16 protein-coding genes and 1 pseudogene are annotated in these 19,682 nt (G+C 48.4%); 16 read left to right on the plus strand and 1 reads right to left on the minus strand.

What is annotated here, in order from left to right:
• Nucleotides 1–17: 17 nt before the first annotated feature.
• From ABD014_RS09185 to ABD014_RS09220, 8 genes and pseudogenes are all read left to right on the plus strand, one after another.
• Nucleotides 18–701, plus strand: a complete 684-nt coding sequence (locus ABD014_RS09185) for a response regulator (protein WP_343860164.1) — start codon at nt 18–20, stop codon at nt 699–701.
• 18 nt (nt 702–719) lie between these two features.
• Nucleotides 720–1,754: a sensor histidine kinase gene (locus ABD014_RS09190; RefSeq protein ID WP_343860166.1), complete on the plus strand. Its 1,035-nt coding sequence runs from the start codon at nt 720–722 to the stop codon at nt 1,752–1,754.
• Between the two features lie 454 nt (nt 1,755–2,208).
• On the plus strand, nt 2,209–2,994 hold the full coding sequence (locus ABD014_RS09195) for an ABC transporter ATP-binding protein (protein WP_343860168.1): 786 nt from the start codon (nt 2,209–2,211) through the stop codon (nt 2,992–2,994).
• The gene (locus ABD014_RS09200) at nt 2,981–4,909 is read left to right on the plus strand and encodes an FtsX-like permease family protein (protein WP_343860170.1); all 1,929 of its coding nucleotides are present in this window, start codon (nt 2,981–2,983) and stop codon (nt 4,907–4,909) included. Before ABD014_RS09195 ends, ABD014_RS09200 begins: the two co-directional genes overlap by 14 nt.
• 54 nt (nt 4,910–4,963) lie before the next feature.
• Nucleotides 4,964–5,293, plus strand: a complete 330-nt coding sequence (locus ABD014_RS09205) for a YxeA family protein (protein ID WP_343860172.1) — start codon at nt 4,964–4,966, stop codon at nt 5,291–5,293.
• A 324-nt stretch (nt 5,294–5,617) separates the two neighbouring features.
• Nucleotides 5,618–6,307: an MOSC domain-containing protein gene (locus ABD014_RS09210; RefSeq protein ID WP_343860174.1), complete on the plus strand. Its 690-nt coding sequence runs from the start codon at nt 5,618–5,620 to the stop codon at nt 6,305–6,307.
• Nucleotides 6,308–6,641: 334 nt separating this feature from the next.
• A complete protein-coding gene (locus tag ABD014_RS09215) occupies nt 6,642–6,977 on the plus strand; it encodes a DUF3024 domain-containing protein (protein WP_343860177.1) in 336 nt (111 codons plus the stop codon).
• 546 nt (nt 6,978–7,523) lie between these two features.
• Nucleotides 7,524–7,670 (plus strand): annotated as a pseudogene (locus ABD014_RS09220) (transposase); the annotation flags it as partial.
• 67 nt (nt 7,671–7,737) lie between these two features.
• Here the strand turns inward: ABD014_RS09220 and ABD014_RS09225 are convergent.
• The gene (locus tag ABD014_RS09225) at nt 7,738–8,667 is read right to left on the minus strand and encodes an ArsR/SmtB family transcription factor (RefSeq protein WP_343860179.1); all 930 of its coding nucleotides are present in this window, start codon (nt 8,665–8,667) and stop codon (nt 7,738–7,740) included.
• 405 nt (nt 8,668–9,072) lie between these two features.
• Here ABD014_RS09225 and arfA point away from each other — a divergent pair, with 405 nt between their 5' ends.
• From arfA to ABD014_RS09265, 8 genes are all read left to right on the plus strand, one after another.
• On the plus strand, nt 9,073–10,560 hold the full coding sequence (arfA, locus tag ABD014_RS09230) for an arabinosylfuranosidase ArfA (protein ID WP_343860669.1): 1,488 nt from the start codon (nt 9,073–9,075) through the stop codon (nt 10,558–10,560).
• Nucleotides 10,561–10,658: 98 nt separating this feature from the next.
• Nucleotides 10,659–12,053, plus strand: coding sequence for an ABC transporter substrate-binding protein (locus ABD014_RS09235; RefSeq protein ID WP_343860181.1), 1,395 nt, complete (start codon nt 10,659–10,661; stop codon nt 12,051–12,053).
• A gap of 119 nt (nt 12,054–12,172) precedes the next feature.
• Entirely contained in the window at nt 12,173–13,066 is an 894-nt protein-coding gene (locus tag ABD014_RS09240) for a carbohydrate ABC transporter permease (RefSeq protein WP_343860183.1), read from the plus strand.
• A 25-nt stretch (nt 13,067–13,091) separates the two neighbouring features.
• A complete protein-coding gene (locus ABD014_RS09245; RefSeq protein WP_343860185.1) occupies nt 13,092–13,934 on the plus strand; it encodes a carbohydrate ABC transporter permease in 843 nt (280 codons plus the stop codon).
• Nucleotides 13,935–13,999: 65 nt separating this feature from the next.
• Entirely contained in the window at nt 14,000–15,403 is a 1,404-nt protein-coding gene (locus ABD014_RS09250) for an arabinan endo-1,5-alpha-L-arabinosidase (RefSeq protein ID WP_343860671.1), read from the plus strand.
• Between the two features lie 31 nt (nt 15,404–15,434).
• Complete coding sequence (locus tag ABD014_RS09255; protein WP_343860187.1) at nt 15,435–16,919, plus strand: alpha-N-arabinofuranosidase; 1,485 nt, start codon at nt 15,435–15,437, stop codon at nt 16,917–16,919.
• A gap of 125 nt (nt 16,920–17,044) precedes the next feature.
• A complete protein-coding gene (locus tag ABD014_RS09260; RefSeq protein WP_343860189.1) occupies nt 17,045–18,334 on the plus strand; it encodes a glycoside hydrolase family 27 protein in 1,290 nt (429 codons plus the stop codon).
• 67 nt (nt 18,335–18,401) lie between these two features.
• On the plus strand, nt 18,402–19,352 hold the full coding sequence (locus ABD014_RS09265; protein WP_343860191.1) for a glycoside hydrolase family 43 protein: 951 nt from the start codon (nt 18,402–18,404) through the stop codon (nt 19,350–19,352).
• The last annotated feature ends 330 nt before the right edge of the window (nt 19,353–19,682 follow it).

Here is a 19,682-nt window from a genome sequence, read left to right on the forward strand (position 1 = left end):
AGGAAGAAGGTATTGAAATGGATATGACCATTTTCGTTGTTGAAGACGATATCCGCATATTTGATTTGCTCAAAGAAAGGCTGGAGAAATGGTCTCTTCGTGTCACTAGGCCGGATCAATTTCACGATGTGTTAGGACCCTTTTTGTATGAACAGCCTCACCTTGTCATCCTGGATATTCAGCTTCCGCAGTATGACGGCTACCATTGGTGCCGGGAGATTCGCGCCATCTCGAAGGTTCCGATTCTCTTCCTGTCATCAAGGGATCATCCGATGGATATGGTTATGGCCATGAATATGGGGGCGGATGACTACATTCAAAAACCATTCAACATGGACGTACTGTTGGCTAAAATTCAGGCCATTCTTCGTCGTACATACGCTTACGGGGAAGAGGCGGCTGATATCATGGAATGGAACGGTGCGCTGATCGATCTGAAACGCGGCGCAATCCGCAAAGATGGACAAGAGGTCGAATTGACGAAGAACGAATTTTACATCCTTGCCGTCCTCGTCAAGGCGAAGAATGAGATTATCCCCAGGCACGAGCTCATACGGAAGCTATGGGAAGATGAGCAATTCGTCAATGACAACACGTTGACGGCAAATATAACGAGGCTGCGCCAGAAGTTGGCCTTTCTGCAATTGGAAGAAGCAATTGTCACGAAAAAAGGGATGGGCTATATGGCAATCACTTTATAGAGGAGGCGCATACAGGGAGTGTTTGTACGCTATGTCAACAGTATGAAAAGCTGGATTCTATTGTTCTTGATGCTGCTCGCCTTCACTGACTTGCTCATTTTACTCGATAAAGGAATATCTATTCAAATCAGTTCCCTTGTTTACTTGAATGCCTTGTTCCTCATTTCCTTTGCAGCCTTCTTTATTTGGCGGTACAGGAAGGAGACGAAATACACTGCAGCGCTTGCGGCAGCCGTTAAAGATATGAATGACGATTGGCTTGAAGCCTTGCCGGTGCCCGAGTATTTGAGGGATGAGCTGACGAGCGAAGTGTTGCAGGCGGCGGAACATTTCTTTAGACACAAGCTGTCGGAATGCAACAAGGCGCATTTTATTGAAAATGAATATACGGCCTCCTTGGTGCACGAGCTTAAAGCGCCTCTTACAGCGATGAAGCTGACCATCGATGCCCATTGCAGTGAACCGGTGATGAGGAAACTCGAAGCGGAATGGCTGCGCATTTACTTGCTTATTGACCGGCAGCTGTATATGACGCGCCTGCCTTCCCTGGAGTCGGATTATGTGCTGGAAAAAACAGCTGTTCAGCGGCTCACTGCAAAAGAAGTCCGTGAATTGGCCTCATGGTGCGTGGAGAAGAACATAGCGGTTGAATTTGAGGGGGAAGATGCTGAGGTAGTTACCGACCGCAAATGGTGCCGGTTCATTCTGCGGCAGTTGTTGACCAACGCAGTGAAATATAGTCCCGAGGGCGGGACCATTGTTATTACGTCGGAAAGGCTGCCGAGCGGAAACGTCAGTCTGATGATTAAGGACGAAGGGCCTGGCATTCCGGCGCATGACCTGCCGCGCATCTTCGACAAAGGGTTCACAGGTGGAAACGGAAGAATCCAGAATGCAGCGACCGGACTCGGCTTGTATCTTGCCCAGACGGTTGCCGCCAAAATCGGGATTAAGCTGGAGGTACAGTCCGAGCCAGCCAAAGGAACAGCCATCCGAATGATCTTTACCACTCCCAACAAATTCGAATCTATTCGCACGGGGACGCTGGCGTAGACATTCCCGGTATTGGCAGAATGCAAAGCAATATCCGGGAGTGGAGGCACTCTTAGAGCAAAATGCTGCACTGCATGATGGCGGCCGTAAGTCTGGATGGAAAAAATCAGAGCAAGCCTATCAAGCGGTCAGGACTTTCCTGGCCGCTTATTTGTATGATTTTATCGTGCCAAAGCTCGCTGCTCCCTCTTTAACACCCCATCCCCATCTGCCTCAATAATTATTCAGGCAGCTTCTTCCCGGCTCAAGTACAACCTACCCTCTGCAACGTGACAATAATGTAACGTTACTCCTCCCGATTATCATCTAAATCAAGCGACAATACTTGATATAACTCTTAGAATAACAGTTGTACAGTTCAGCTGTGCCAATGATCTGAACCACTCACTGTACGGATCCAAATAAGGAGAACTTCAGCGCACATTAGCGCTATGGCTAACGATGGAGGTAATTTATGAGTCAAATAAATTCGCAGAAAACGATGCTGCGTGCTCAGAATGTCCGTAAAACCTATGGTACGAGAGGCAGTTCGCAGCAAGTTCTGAAAGGGATCGATCTCCGCGTTGTCGAGAGCGAATTTGTCGGAATTATGGGTCCATCCGGATCGGGAAAGACAACTCTGCTCAATGTCCTGGCTACGATCGACCGTCCGACGGAAGGGACAATTCTCATTGAGGACACAGACATCTCCAGCATGAAGAATGCTGAACTGTCCGCTTTCCGCCGTGACAAGCTCGGATTCATCTTCCAGGATTATAATCTGCTTGACACATTGACCGTCAAGGAAAATATCCTTCTCCCCGTGTCCCTCGGGAAAATGAATAAAAAGGCGGCGGAAGACGAGTTCAACGCCATTGCGGATATTCTTGGCATCAAAGATCTGGCGCACAAATACCCGCATGAAATATCAGGCGGCCAGAAACAGCGGACCGCTGCCGCGCGTGCCCTTATTCATCGCCCGTCCATGGTATTTGCAGATGAACCAACCGGTGCACTCGATTCCAAATCGGCGTCCTCCTTGTTAGGAACCATGGAGGATCTCAATCGGCAACGCGGTGTGACTATTGTGATGGTAACGCATGATCCTGTAGCATCCAGCTATTGCAGCCGTGTGATTTTCTTGAAGGACGGGGTGATCTACTCCGAATTGTACCGCGGCGACAAGACAAGGCAGGCCTTTTTCAAAGAAATAATGGATGTGCAGGCCGTTCTAGGAGGTGACCACGTTGACGTTATTTGAGCTTGTCCTCCGCAGTATGCGAAAGAATATTAAACACTATTACCTTTATTTTTTCGCACTCATATTCAGTACGGGTCTATATTTCGTCTTTACAGCATTGCAGCATGATTCATTCATTGTTCAAACAGCGAGCAATAATGTTAATTTCGCTGCATCATTTCAAGTGGCGGGAGTTCTGCTGCTCATCATCGTTGCTGTGTTCACGATATATGCGAACAGCATCTTTCTGAAACGTCGCAGCAAGGAAATCGGGCTATATCAATTGATCGGCTTGACCAGGAGAGGAGTGGCGCGTTTTCTGATCATCGAAAACGTGCTTCTGGGCATAGGAGCGCTTCTGATCGGCATATTCAGCGGCGCGCTAGTATCACGCCTTTTCCTCCTTATTCTTATTAAGCTACTAGGGTTCGACGGTTTTATCGAGCTGACGTTCTCCATTCCGGCTGCAATTCAAACGGCTATCGTGTTTGCTGCGCTGATTGTGTTGACTTCCATCCAGATGCTGCAGACGGTCTATAAGAACACCTTGCTCGAACTGTTTAATGCCGACAAGCAAGCGCAGCATCCCCAGAAGCCGGGAACGATCGCTTCGGCGTTCCTCGCTTTACTCGGTGGAGCGCTCATTGCATACGGATACTATCTTTCAGGACATATGGCCAACAAACAGCTGATCCTTAACATGCTGCTGGTATTATTCTCGACCATCCTCGGTACGTATCTTCTGTTCCGGGTCACGCTCAGCTGGCTATTCTATCAGTTCCGGAAGAACAAGAACGGGCATCTTGGGCTGCTAAACAGTTTGTCGCTCGCACCGCTTATGCACAGAATGAGAGCAAATGCCAACTCCCTTACATTAATTACAGTGTTGTCAGCGATGACGCTTACGATGGTGGCGATGGCTTATTCGCTTTATTTTTCTGCTGCGAACGATACCCGTCTCTTGCTGCCCTATGATTTTATCTTTGAAAATAAAGAGCTGGATTCAAGCTCTTTCAGCGAGGACTTGAAGAAGCAGGGGATCACGTTCGCTCAAAAACCGGTTGAAGCTGTTCGGGTGATGGGAACGATCCGCGATCCGGACAATATATCAGCAGGAGGTTTCCGAAGCATGCTCCTTATTCCTGCGGAACAGCTGGCTGTAGCCGGAGCAGATATTCAAGCGCCTGGAGAGGGGGAAGCCGTTCTTTTCGATGGCCGGGCTAAGCTTGATGTAAATAACAACGAAAATGATCTGAAATTCCCGAAGGTAGCTGAATTCGCTCATAACGGGAGTTCAGAGACGCTTCAGGTTACGGGCCTTAACGTTAAGTTCGCCATGAATTTTAATGTGTATGGCATTCAGCTAGTAATATCGGAGTCAACCTTCAAGTTGATCAGGGAGAAGCTTGAGGACTCGCCTGATTATGAAGCGGTTCATTACGACACGTTCCAAATTCCGGACAAGCAGGAGCGTGCCGCGGCATCGGATCTCTATGCGAAATATATTCCATCAGGAGAGTATATGCCCGATTATCATACTGAATACGAGGCTGCTCTCCAGTCGTTCGGACTATTAATTTTTATTTCGGGATTTCTGGGACTTGTCTTTCTTATCTCCACCGGCAGCATCCTGTACTTCAAACAGATGACGGAAGCGGAGCAGGAGAAGAGAAGCTATGTGACGCTGCGCCAGCTCGGATTTGACGTGAAGGACATCATGAAAGGCATTGTGCGTAAACAGCTGTTCGTCTTTGCGATCCCCCTCCTGATAGGTCTTCTGCATTCTGTATTTGCGGTAAAGGCGGCATCTATACTAGTGGTTTCCAGCATTGCCGTACCCTCAGCGATTGCAATGGGGGTGTATGCTTCGATTTATTTCATTTTTGCTCTGTTAACTATTGGTTATTACAGGAAGATCGTCAAGAATGCAATATAAAAGTGACATAGATTTACCGAACAATGCAACTATCATTTAAGGAGATGAAGAGCTATGAAAAAAGGGGCAATTGTCGCACTCATTATCGTTATTCTTGGAGGACTATTTATTTTTATGGCCAGGGATGTCGTAGATCGGTTTAACCCGCTCATCAGCAAAGAATATGTATACGTCCAAATTAATAAACCGGGGGAGCCTGCTGACGGAAGATATAAATATAAGCTGACGGGATATAACGCCGAGGGCAAAAAGAAAGACGTGACTTTTACTACGAGTACCGAACTGAAGGGAGGAGCCTATCTGAAAGTGCTGGCTAAAGGCTCCTATACTGAACAATGGGAAGAAATCAAAGCGGAAGAAATACCGGAAGGAATTGTATGGTAACGCCTTATCATAGACATGCGAAAATAAACATAATGGAACGCTCACTCTATGGTGAGCGTTTCGGTTTAGAGGATACAGCTTGCGCTTTCGAGCGGAGCCTCAAACAGCTGAGGTATCTTTACAAAATAAATAGTTTATTGAACGAGGTTGTACTAAAATTGAATTGGGAGGATTCCCTATAAATTAAGAATGATTCACTACAAAGCAAATCCCGCTGCTTACGAGGCTATGAGGGGACTTGAAGCGTTTGAGGTGCTGTGCAGCCTGGTACATAATAGTGATACTTGCTTTTTGCCTTAATCCACAAATCGAGGTGACCTCTAAATGAAAAATGCCAAAATCATATCCATCAACATAGGCAAGCCCATACAAATCCAATTCAACAATAAAGAACTCTCAACAGGGATCTTCAAAACACCCAACAATGACCCGCTGTTCTTGACATGGATTGGATTCGAAGGAGACGGACAGGCAGACCTTGTCCACCACGGAGGCCGGGATAAGGCTGTTTGTGTTTACCCCTATGAACATTACCCTTATTGGGAGAATGAATTAAATCAAGCGTTGGAATATAGCGCCTTTGGAGAGAATTTGACGACTCAAGGGTTGCTGGAGACGGAGGTTTGTATTGGCGATGTTTTTCAGCTAGGAGAAGCGGTGGTACAGGTGAGTCAGCCGAGGCAGCCCTGCTTTAAATTGTCTGTTAGATACGGTGTCCCCGACATGCCGCTCAAGGTGCAGGAGACCGGTTATACCGGCTTTTATTTTAGCGTGCTTCAGGAAGGGCTCGTATCGAATTCGGATAGTCTGATTAGAACGAGCCGCCATCCAAAAGGAATTACTGTTTCCTATGCTAACCACATCATGCACAGGGACAAGAATGATACTGAAGGGATTAAGAAGATCCTTGAAGTGAAAGAACTCTCGGAAAACTGGAGAAAAACTTTTGTGAAGCGTCTGGAAGGAAGCGCGACGGATACCAAGGAAAGACTGACAGGTGATAAGGGAGATTAGTACCCACTAGGTAGGCGGTCTTTTTTTAATTGCTATAATCGCCTTGGGTGAACTTGTTTAAGGGGGGCTTTGGTGATGGTGGAGGTGTTTAGTGGTGGTAAGATTGTTAGGGAATAAGGTTGGGGGAGTTTTTTGTTTGAGGTAAAAGGAATTATTTTCCGCTGATTACTCTAACTTTGTAGTAAAATGAGTTTATAGTACATTCTAACTCATTCATTTCAAGCAGGTTCATAGATTCAATTGTATTTTTTTGAGATTACGAGTTCAAGGGTATTATGTTAACTGAAATCATCGCGAGTGGAAGTATAGAAAAAGATACGATGGAGTGATTATCATGGCGTTTGATGCTTTTACTAAGAAGCGACTTGAAAAGATACTTGATAACTATATAGATAAGAAGATACCTGAGCATCTTAAGGCAGAATTTAAGATCATATATAAATTTCGAGGAAACACAGTTACTTTGTCACAAGACAGACCTGCATATATGTCGGGGCATCGAGTCGAGTTACCGATTGCTCAATTTAGATACGATGAAGGCCTATGGAAAGTATATTGGAAGGACAGTAAAGATAAGTGGCATTTTGTAGAAGATATAAAACCGATAGGAGACTTTGAAAAACAATTAAAGATGATTGAAAAAGATGAGTACGGGTATATGTGGATGTAGTTCGAAGAGGGCGATGACTTCAGTTAACACCGTATCTACTCTGCAGGCCGTTCGGCCCTTGGTTCGTAAGGGAGAGTAGGCAGAGAAGTGAACTTAGCTCACAACCCTTTTTAAGCCATTTAACAATTCCTCAGAAGAGACATCTCTAGCTCCAACAAACGTTCAAATTCATCAGTATTCCAGCTTTATGGGAAAGTTAGATCATTTTTCAAATAATTCATATAAAATAATAACAGAAAAGAGTAAAAAACCCACCTAACAGGTGGGTTCCAGCCTGTAGACAAAGTTCCGAAAGGAGCAGATTCTACAGGCTTTTTTATCGAATAGTAAGAAAACAGTGAGTTGAGGTGTGGAGGATGCTGAGTAAGAGCAGTAACGAAGGTCGCTTTCAGATTTCGGTTTATTCCTTGGACGAGCTCGTGCCAAAGAAGAGAGAAAGAGCCTACACCTTTCATACCGCATGCGACCGAAATGGATTTATCGATGATGGGATTCGGCCTGTGATGCCGTATACTCGGCCCCACACTGATAGCTTTTTTTAAAAATCGGTTTACGATTAAACGGGTATTTGTAGATATGAAAGAGAAGCATGGCATGCGGTGGACCACCTTACGAGGGCTTGAAAAGGTGTCCATGCAGGCGATGCTAGTTTTCTCGTGCATGAACCTCAGTGAGGTTCATGCTATTTATTGAATGGCATCCAAAGCAATCGGCATACGCTGCTGCAGGCACTGAACGAAGCCTGAATTCTTAATATGCTTCAGGAGTCGGACAGTTCATCATCCACGTTGTACAGAACACGGGCCAGCAAGTCCTGGCTGTAGTTTCCGAAGTTTTTGCCGAAGATCGTCAAGCCACGTTTATTGACTGGCTTGTCGGTCACGGCAATGCGGAAGGTGAGCTCGCTTTTGTAATCGAGCTGAATCTGATCGAGCGTCACATCGGAAATCCGGCACCCGTCTATGAAGCTCCCTTCGTGATTGATGCGGATCAGCTTGAGCATGCCGTACTGGTTCAAATGTGGCGGCCACCATTCTGGATTGAACGTTCCACGAGCATCACCGAAGTCTCCCGGGCTGGTCCAATAGCCGATCTCGATCCCGTTGATATAGAAGTAAATATCGGAAGGGTAATTATCGCAAAAACCCGGCGCTTCCGAGCCGAGCTCCATCGAGAATTGAATTTCGCGGAAGGATTGGTTCGGCTTCAAATAGTTCGGGATCCGGTATTCCAGAAAACCTTCGGCCAGCCAGATGATTTCTGAGTCGATCCGCTGCGGATCGGCGAAATATCGAGGATCGTCGAAATCGCCGATAATGCTGTCCTTCGTCGCAAGACCGCAGGTAGGGGCGGCTTGGTAATTACTGTAATGCCCAACTTGGATCTCTACCTCGTACAGATTTTCGACCTTCTTGCTTCGAAGATCCACCATCAATTTATCTTTATTAAGGTAAGCAATTTTCTGGATGCCATGCTTTCCTACAGTGGAATTGATTTCAATCAAGCCGCTTTCTTCCAGTTTTTTGATATGCATGGTGACGGCACCGTTGCTTAGCTTCAGCCTGGTGGCCAGCTCATTCAAATTCAAGGCTTGGTTTTTGGCAAGCAGCTCGAGAATCTGGATCCGAATTTCGGAACTTAAAGCCTTGAAAATATCGATCCCGCTCATCAAATCCTTGATATAAATCATCCCAATGACCCTCTTCCAATAAGAAATAATAAAATTTGATTTATTTTAGATTATTATAAACTAATTTCGTCGATTAATAAAGCAACAACTTGAAAAATGTAAAAATCTATAAAATATTAGTTGAAAATCAGATTATAGATACGTTTCGTTTGTGTTTACTTGAATATAATCTAAAATATTTATCTATAACAACTCGAAAAACGAGAAAAAGACCCGTATTTATCCCTGAATTTCATTTACCTTTATAAAAATATAAAAAGATTTAGGTTTATATATTTACATCTTGTTTTCTGTATGTTATTTTATACCTGTAAGCGGATTCATTCAGTGAAATAGAAATTGATTTAGGATTTATTAAAATGGAAGGTGATAGACTTGTTATCCTCGACAGCGGCTAAAGCAAAAATGGTTGTGGACAAATCTTTTAGAATCGCCGAGATTGATCCCCGGATATATGGTTCCTTTATCGAACACTTGGGAAGGGCCGTTTACGGAGGCATCTATGAATCCTCTCATCCGACTTCGGACAGCCAAGGATTTCGAAACGACGTAAAACGACTCATTCAAGAGCTGAATGTACCCATTATAAGATATCCGGGAGGCAATTTTGTATCCGGATATAACTGGGAAGACGGGGTTGGGCCCGTCAAGGAGCGCCCGAAACGGCTAGACTTGGCCTGGCGAACGGTCGAACCGAACGAGGTGGGTACGAACGAGTTTGCGCGGTGGGCACGGGAGATCGGCTCCGAAGTGATGATGGCGGTCAATCTTGGCACCCGGGGCGTGGATGCGGCAAGAAACCTGCTTGAATACTGCAACCACCCGGGAGGCAGCTATTGGAGCGATCTGCGCCGAAGCCACGGATTTGAACAGCCGCATCGCATCAAAACCTGGTGCTTGGGAAACGAGATGGACGGTCCATGGCAGATTGGCCAGAAGACTCCGCAGGAATACGGCAGACTGGCCTATGAAACCGGAAAAGCGATGAAGCTGGTAGACCCGAACATCGAACTCGTGTCGTGCGGAAGCTCCAGCACCGGAATGCCGACCTTTCCGGAATGGGAAGCGGTGACACTCGATCACACTTACGAAGTTGCTGACTATGTTTCCCTGCATCAATACTACGGCAACCGGGACAACGATACGGCCAACTTCCTGGCAAGGTCGATGGACATGGAGCATTTCATCAAGACGGTAAGCGCCACCTGCGATTACGTCAAAGCGAAAAAGCGCAGTAAAAAAACGATGTATCTCAGCTTTGATGAATGGAATGTCTGGTATCACTCCAATGATGCGGATTCCAGAATCGAGCCTTGGAGCATCGGTCCGCCGCAGTTGGAAGATATCTATAACTTTGAAGACGCGCTGCTGGTCGGCAGTATGCTGATCACGATGCTCCGCCATTCCGACCGAGTCAAAATGGCCTGCATGGCCCAATTGGTCAACGTCATAGCACCGATCATGACCGAGAACGGAGGCCGGGCCTGGAAGCAAACGATCTTCTACCCGTACATGCACGCTTCGCGGTATGGCCGCGGGGTTTCGCTAAGGCCGATCATCGATTCGCCGAAATACGACGCCCAGGATTATACGGACGTGCCTTATCTGGACAGTGCCGTAGTTTACCGGGAAGAAGACGAGGAACTCACGATCTTCGCCGTCAACCGCCATCTGGAGGAACCGATGGATCTGTTATGCGACGTTCGGGGATTTCAGAATTACCGCGTAATCGAGCATATCGTTCTGGAGCATGAAGATTTGAAAGCGGTCAACACGGCGGAGGAGGAGAAGGTGAAGCCTCATACGGGCGGGAATGCGGTTTGCAAGGACGGGTTCGTACAAGCACGCCTGTCCAGGGCGTCCTGGAACGTGATTACGCTGAGCAAGGAATGACTCAAGGTTTTGCCATGAAGTTGATATAGGTCGGACTAAAACATACAACTTTAGTTCTTTCTATATAGTTTCATCCGATATCCATAGGAGGGGTTAAGGTGTTAAAGAAAAAAGGATGGTTCACTCTTTTATCGCTGGTTCTCGTATTGTCTGCCGTGCTGACTGGTTGCGGTGGAAGTAAAGGTGAAGGAGAAGCTGGGACGGACAACGGCGAGGCAGTGAACTCGGGAAAATCCGGGGGCACGAAAGAACTGACATTCATGTACCGCGGCGGTACGGACGAACAAAAGGCCTATAGTGCCGTGGTCAAAAAGTTTGAAGAGGATCATCCCGGCGTGAAGGTCAAAATCGTCGTTACGGCGGCAGACCAATACGCTACGAAGTTGAAAGCGGCAATTACTGGCAATAAAGTGCCGGACGTATTTTACTTTGAATCCGGTGATTTGAAAGCCTACATGCACAGCAATATTTTGATGGATCTTACACCTTACGTTGAAAACAATCCGGACATCAATCTGGACAACATTTGGAAATACGGCATCGACCTGTACCGTTATGACGGTAATATGGCAGGACAGGGTAATATTTACGGGATGCCGAAAGACGTTGGCCCGTTCGCGCTCGGATACAACAAAACGATGTTCGAGAAAGAGGGTATTCCTCTCCCGGATCCCGATAAGCCTTACACCTGGCAGGAATTTATCGATATAGCGAAACAACTGACCAAGGATACGAACGGCGACGGCAAAATCGATCAATACGGCACAGGCTTCAACGTCAACTGGGTGCTGCAATCGCTGGTTTGGAGCAACGGCGCCGACTGGATTGATGAAAGCAAAAAGAAAGTGATGATTGACGATCCGAAGTTTGCAGAAGCGCTCCAATTTTTCGCTGATATGCAAAACGTATATAAAGTCACTCCTTCCGCCGAGGATGCGCAAACGCTGGACACATACCAGCGCTGGATGAAAGGCGAACTGGCTTTCTTCCCGGTCGGTCCTTGGGATATGAGCACGTATGAAAAACTTCCTTTCGAATATGACTTGATGCCTTACCCGGCAGGTTCTACCGGCAAATCAGCCACATGGATCGGCTCTCTCGGAATCGGCGTGTCGGCCAAAACGAAATATCCAGAGGAAGCGGTCGCTCTCGTCAACTATTTGACTGCATCTAAGGAAGGCATGCAAATGCTGGTCGATGCCAAAGTTCAAATTCCTAACCTCATCGACATGGCCGAAGAATGGGCGGCGGACACGTCGACCAAACCGGCCAACAAGAAAGAATTCCTCGATGTCGTGGACGAATATGGTAGAGTGCTGCCGGGCCACTACACTTGGACTTCGGAATGGTACGATCTGTTCTTCACAGATATTCAACCGGTGCTCGACGGTAAAATTACGGCTGCCGACTACGTGAAACAGGAACAGCCGAAAATGCAAAAGCTGCTGGACAAGGCGATCGAGCAGGAAGAAAAAGCGAAAGCCAAGAAATAGGGACGGGATTCCTGACATTGCATCTTAACCAGTAGAAATGATGTTTGTCGCCGATGTTGGAACGACAAGGGGACAAACATCATTTTCATTCTGGTATACGACATTTGAGGTGATTCTTAATGCAAACCCAAACCAAATCAAACCTGTACCGAAAAGAGAAGATATTTGGCTGGTTATTTATCCTTCCCCCTATCCTAGGCTTTGTGTTTTTTACCCTGTTTCCGTTGGCCTATTCATTTTACGGCTCTTTCACGGACTGGGACGGATTGGGTCAAATGGACTTTATCGGGCTGAGCAACTTCAAGGATCTGTTTACGGATGAACTGTTTCACAAGGCGGCGTTCAATACGATCTTCATGATGATCGGAATCCCGATCGGTATCATTCTCGCTTTGCTGATCGCGCTTGGCCTGAACAGGGGCATTCCGGGGACGACGACGTTCCGGGTCATCTATTATGTTCCGGTCATCTCCTCTTTGGCGGCCATCTCCATCATGTGGAGCTGGGCGTTCAACGGGGATTATGGTTTGGTCAACCAGTTTTTGGACCTCATTGGTATCAAGGGGCCGAACTGGCTGATGAACAAGCATTCGGTCAAGCCGGCGCTGATCATGATGACGGTATGGAAGGGATTAGGTTATACGATGCTTCTCTATTTGGCCGCCCTGCAAAGCGTGCCGAGATCATATTATGAAGCTGCAGAACTGGACGGAGCGAGCGGTTTCAAGGCTTTCTGGCATATTACCTGGCCAATGGTGAAGCCGGTTACCTTTTTTATTGTGGTCACCAACATTATCGGGGGATCGCAAATTTTTACGGAGATCAATATTATGACAAGTACCGGCGGTCCCGAGTATTCGTCCGCTTCTGTCGTGTTCTATATCTGGCAGAAGGCCTTCGACAACTTCCAGATGGGATACGCGTCCGCGATGGCCGTCGTGCTGGGCCTATTCATATTTATCGTGACTCTGATTCAATTCAAAATGAACGAAAAATCATCCTTCGAGGCATGATTGGAACGGAAAGGAGAATATGAATATGTCTCATTCGACTCGAACGAAGCTGACCAACACGATTATCTTTATCATCCTATCTATCGGGGCGATCGCGATGATTGCGCCCCTGATGTGGATGCTATCAACTTCGATCAAACAGAAAATCGATGTCTTCGCGCTGCCGCCGGTGTGGATTCCGAAGGATCCGCAGTGGGGGAAATACCTGGAAATCTGGACGGCGGGACCGCTGGTAAGCGGGATCAAGAACAGCGTCATTATCGCTATTTCGGTGACCATTGTCGGCACGTTTACGTCCAGTCTAGCCGCCTTTTCGTTCGCTAAACTGAAGTTTCCGGGCAAAAACGCGATTTTTCTTATCCTTCTGTCCGCGCTGATGATTCCTTATCCTGCCGTCATGATCCCACAATTCATGATGTTTTCCAAGGTGGGCTGGGTGGATACGTTGCTGCCTTTGATCGTTCCCGGTTTGTTTGGCAACATCGTGATGATCTTTTTCCTGCGTCAGTATTTGATCAGCGTGCCGAACGAGGTCATCGAAGCGGCGAAAATTGACGGCAGTTCCTACTTCCGGTTGTTCTCTACGATTACGTTCCCTTTGATCAAACCAGCTGTGGCTGCCCAACTGATCTTATGGTTCATGGGCATTTGGAACGATTATTTGGCACCGATCATTTATTTGACCTCGCCGGAGAAGCAAACCTTGCAGCTCGTCATCGCGAATTTTAATGCGACTTATGCGATCCAGACGGACTATCCGCTGATTATGGCCGCTTCCGTCATCGCCTTGCTGCCGGTATTGATCATTTTCCTGGTATTCCAGAAACAAATTATCGAGTCCGTGGCCATTTCCGGAGTGAAGGGATAAGATTGGCGGGAACGAAAGTGAGCGTTGTGATGAACATTTTAAAAAAACGGGTGGTGCTGCCGGGTATGTTAATGTTGATGATGATGGGTTTGGGCGGGTGTTCGGGGGATCGCGCCGCGAAAGTCGACTTCCCCAAGGATCCCGATGCGACGGTGATGTATGACACGACAGTACTACATAACGAAACGAAATGGACCGTCAACAATGCGCATGACCCCGGCATTATAAAGACGGACGAGGGATACTATGTATTCTCTACCGACGTAAAGGTCGGGGGCGATCCGAGGCCGGGCGTAATGGTGCGAAAATCAGAGGATCTAATCCATTGGAAATGGGTCGGCTACGCGTTGCCGGGGATCCCAGAAACGGCGATGAATTGGACGGGAGCGAGCAGTCTTTGGGCACCGGATGTTATAAAGCATGGTAACGAATATCGGCTGTACTACTCTGCGTCCACTTTTGGCAGCCGGCAGTCGATGATTGGCATGGCGAGCGCTTCATCGATCGAGGGACCTTGGACTGATCGAGGGGACGTGATCCGCACGGAAAGCGGCGATGCCTTGAACGCGATTGATCCGAACATCGTGACTGATGCCGAAGGCCGCATGTGGATGGTGTACGGTTCCTTTTTCGGGGGAATCCATATCATCGAGCTGGACCCGGATACGGGTAAACCCAAAGAAGCGGGTTTTGGTCAGTTAATTGCAGCTCGAGATCGGCTGACCGAGGACGGTGCAGTGGAAGGGCCTTATATCGTTTATAACGAAAAATTCAAAAAATACTATCTTTTCGTCTCTTATGACTCGCTTTTTGAAGACTATAACGTTCGTGTAGCACGGTCCGACTCCATTACTGGGCCTTATGTCGATTTTAACGGCAGGGACATGACCGATACGGAGTTCGAACCGCAATTCGAGGTAGGCAATAAAATTCTGGGCGGCTATAAGTTCGGTGAAGAAGACGGCTGGATTGCACCCGGACACAACTCCGTACTGAATGACGGAGGTAACTATTATATCGTGCACCATGCACGGGGAGAAGCCGACAAGAACTGGTCTTATCTGCACGTCCGCAAAATTCTATGGACGGAAGATGGCTGGCCGGTCGTCTCGCCGGAACGTTATGATGGAGAAATGGAGCAGGATATTCCTCAAAGCCTGCTGACTGGCGAATGGGAGCGCATCGAGCATGATCCGTTTGTCAACGGCCAAGTGGAATCAACCCCACTTTCTCTGTTCGAGCAGGGAAAGCTGCAAGGCAGCTTGGGAACCGGAACTTGGAATTTCGACGGAAAAAGAACGCTGACCTTGACTTGGGACGACGTGGCCGAAGGTGACGGGCGCGTGGAACAAGTCCAACTGCTGCCGGCCTGGGATTGGGAGCGAGGTGTCAAAGCGCTTGTATTTACCGGACTGAATGAAAAAGGTATTGCGGTATGGGGAAAGCAGATTTCGCGCAGTAGCAAGTAAATAGAGAAGTGGAGAGGAAGGTTTGCTAGTTATGGTCAAAATGACAATCCATGCAAATGAGAAGAAAGGTACGATTAGCCGATACTTGTACGGGCAATTTGCCGAGCATCTCGGCAGATGCATTTATGAGGGAATCTGGGTCGGACCGGATTCGCCGATTCCGAATACCGAAGGCTACCGCAACGATGTGCTTGAGGCGCTCAAAAATTTAAGGATCCCGGTTTTGCGCTGGCCGGGCGGTTGTTTTGCAGATGAATACCATTGGATGGACGGGATCGGCCCTAAATCGGAAAGAGCCCGGATGATCAACAATCATTGGGGCGGAGTGGAGGAAAACAATCATTTCGGCACGCATGAATTCCTGCGCTTATGCGAACTGCTGGAGACAGAACCCTATATCAGCGGCAACGTCGGCAGCGGTACGGTCCGGGAAATGCAGCAATGGGTCGAATATATGACGTTTGACGGGGAGTCGCCGATGGCAGGCTTGCGCAAGCGAAATGGGCAGGAACAGCCCTGGAAGCTGCCGTTCTTTGGTGTCGGCAACGAGAACTGGGGCTGCGGCGGCAATATGCGGCCGGAGTATTATGCCGATTTGTATCGTCAATTTTCGTCCTATGTCCGGAATTACGGAGAGAACCGCGTGTATAAAATCGCCTGCGGTCCGAACACGGACGATTACCGCTGGACCGAGGTGCTGATGCGGGAAGCCCACTGGCTTATGAATGGACTGAGCCTGCATTATTACACCATTCCGACTGGAAACTGGTTTGCCAGCAAAGGTTCAGCCACCGAGTTTGGTGTAGACGAATGGTTTTCGACGATGAAAAACACCCTGTTTATGGAAGAACTGATCGTCAAGCATTCGCAAATCATGGATAAATACGATCCGGAGGGCAAGGTGGATCTCATCGTTGATGAATGGGGTGGCTGGTATGATGTCGAGCCTGGAACCAATCCGGGATTCCTGTACCAGCAAAATACGTTGCGTGACGCCCTGATCGCAGGCGTTAACCTTAACATTTTCCATAAGTACAGTAAACGGGTCAAAATGGCCAACATCGCGCAGATCGTGAACGTGCTGCAGGCGATGGTACTCACGGAAGGCGACAAAATGCTGCTGACACCGACGTATCATGTATTCGACATGTACAAGGTCCATCAGGATGCGGAGTTGCTTGATGTGGAGTTCGAAAGTCCGGTGTACAAACACGGCTCGCAAACCATCCCGCAGCTTAGCGTTTCCGCTTCCACGAATCAAGACGGGCACATTCATCTGTCGGTCTGCAATTTGCACCACGCGGTCAGCTCTTCGGTGAGTTGCCGTCTGGAAGGAGCGGATCGCAAGAAAGTTAGCGGAACGATCCTTACGCATTCGTCGCTGAATGCCCATAATACGTTCCACCGCCCAGAAGAAGTGGCGCCGATTGCTTTTACGGGAGCGAAGCTGGACGGAGACGAACTGCAATTTGAACTGCCTCCGGCTTCGGTGGTCGTCCTGACCTTGAAACCGTAAAGTGAGATGCAGCATATGAATGTCTGGTTGCCGTACGGACCCGGCTTTACGATTCGTCCTGTCCTTTTCCGAATGCTCCAAAGTGGGCATAACTTGTCGCTTGAACCCAGAAAGGAATGAGAATAATGTCAGAATTGAATCGTCCTATTTGTGCCTCTACTCCGCCGATGGGCTGGAATAGCTGGGACTGTTATGGAGCCAGCGTCAGGGAAGAGGAAGTAAGGGGCAATGCGGAATATATGGCCCGCTATCTGAAGTCCTATGGCTGGGAGTACGTGGTTGTCGATATCCAGTGGTACGAACCTGGAGCTTATTCCTCACAGTATCGGCCTTTTGTTCCGCTGGAGATGGATGCGTATTCGCGGCTCATTCCGGCGAAGAACCGATTTCCTTCATCGGCCGGAGGAAAAGGATTCAAGCCGTTGGCGGATTATGTGCACGGGCTCGGTCTGAAATTCGGCATTCATATCATGCGAGGCATTCCAAGGCAGGCGGTTCATGCGGCTGCGCCGATTCTCGGTACTTCGGCGACCGCCCGCGATATCGCCCATCCCAATTCCATTTGTCCGTGGAATACAGATATGTACGGCGTGGATCCGGAGAAGGAAGGCTCGCAGGCATACTATGACTCACTGTTCCGCCTATATTCGGAGTGGGGCGTCGACTTTGTCAAAGTGGACGATATTGCCGCTTCCCGGCTTTACGGCTATCACGCTGCAGAGGTGGAACTGATCCGCCGGGCCATCGATGGCTGCGACAGAGAGATAGTGTTGAGCTTGTCTCCGGGACCGGCAGATTTGGAGGTAGCACAGCATTTGTCACGTCACGCCAATATGTGGCGGATGACGGATGATTACTGGGACCATTGGCATTTACTTTACGGCATGTTTGAGCGGTGCGAAAAATGGGCCGCCTTCGCGGAACCCGGCCATTGGCCTGATTGCGATATGCTGCCTCTCGGACATTTGGGGATCCGCTCTGTGGACGGCGGCGGGGATCGCTATACCCGCTTTACCAGGGACGAGCAGATCACAATGATGACCCTCTGGGTGATTTGCCGTTCACCGCTGATGTTTGGCGGGGAGCTGCGAGACAATGATGAATGGACGCTGTCCCTGCTGACGAATGAAGAAGTCCTTCATTTGCACCGTTACGGAACGGGCGGGAGAATAGTTTTCCGTGAGGGAGATGTGACTGTCTGGACAGCCCGGGATGAAGAAGGGCAGGCTTATCTAGCAATGTTCAACCTGGGGGAGGGGCCGCTTGTGTCCCGTTTGGAGCTGGCTTTGGCTGAGGCGGGGGAATCTTTCCCCACGGCTATGGATTTGTGGTCCCGCTGTGAAATGGAAGTTCATGAAGGCGCAGTCGTTGTGTCATTGCCTCCGCATGGTTCGATTTTGCTGAAGCTGGCCTAGCTGCAGAGCCGAAATAACGAAGTGGTACAGTAAAACCAGTACAACAAGAAGTGAAGGAGAAACCGACATGGACCAAAAAAGAGAATACATCAACCCGGTAGTAGAGCAGAGAGCCGATCCCTGGGTCTATAAACACAGCGACGGTTATTATTATTTTACCGCCTCGGTTCCGGAATACGACCGGATCGAAGTGCGGAGGTCGTCCACGATTCAGGGGCTGAAGGAAGCTATTCCGGTGGTGGTGTGGTACAAATATGAAACCGGCCCACTTAGCGCGAACATCTGGGCACCGGAAATCCATTTTATTCAGGGAAAATGGTACATCTATTTTGCGGCCGCCAGAACGACCGAAACGCAGGACGGCTTGTTTGACCATCGGATGTTCGCGTTGGAGAACGAATCCGCGAATCCGCTCGAGGGAACCTGGAGCGAAAAAGGCCAAGTCCGTACCCGTTGGGAATCGTTCGCACTGGACGCCACGACATTCGAACACCGCGAAGAGTTATATTATGTGTGGGCTCAGAAGGATCCGGAGATCGAGGGCAACTCCAACCTATATATTTCCAAAATGAGTGACCCTTGGACCTTAACCGGGGAGCAGGTCATGATCTCGACTCCGGAATATGACTGGGAGATCATCGGGTTTCGAGTGAACGAAGGCCCGGCCGTCTTGAAGCGGAATGGCCGAATCTTTATCAGCTTTTCGGCAAGCGCCACCGATTACAACTATTGCATGGGACTTTTGGAAGCGGATGAATCTGCAGATTTGCTGGATCCATCTGTCTGGAAGAAAACTCCGCAGCCCGTTTTTCAAACCAGCGAAGAAAACGGACAGTATGGCCCAGGACATAATAGCTTCACCGTCTCTGAGGACGGGCAGGATGTCATTGTCTATCACGCGCGGAATTACAAAGAAATTTCGGGAGACCCCCTGTACGACCCGAACCGTCATACTCGGGCTCAAGTGTTTCACTGGAAAGAGGATGGAACCCCCGACTTCGGCTTGCCGGTACGCTAGCACACAGTAGGTTCTTTTCCACCTAGACTTAAGAAGGAATAGACTCACCCAAATCCCCCTGTAAAAGCATTATAAAATGAGCTATAATAAGGTAAGAATAAGTAAGGAACCGTGCTGGAACACGATTTCAGTGTACAATAACTGCATAAAGAGCAGTCGGCCTCTAAGTGCTGATCGAAATAGACCGTCCTTAGGCAGGGCGGTCTATTTTTTTCCATGATCCCTTTTACCCCCTCATTTATTCGTTATCTTCAAACTACTTTCCCTCACATCGTCCGAACCTAATTGGGCAAGTAGTAGCTATGCAGATCGAATGAACTTGCTTCTTAA

Origin of the sequence: Paenibacillus motobuensis, from assembly GCF_039521865.1 — a bacterium.
GTDB classification, from domain to species: domain Bacteria; phylum Bacillota; class Bacilli; order Paenibacillales; family Paenibacillaceae; genus Fontibacillus; species Fontibacillus motobuensis.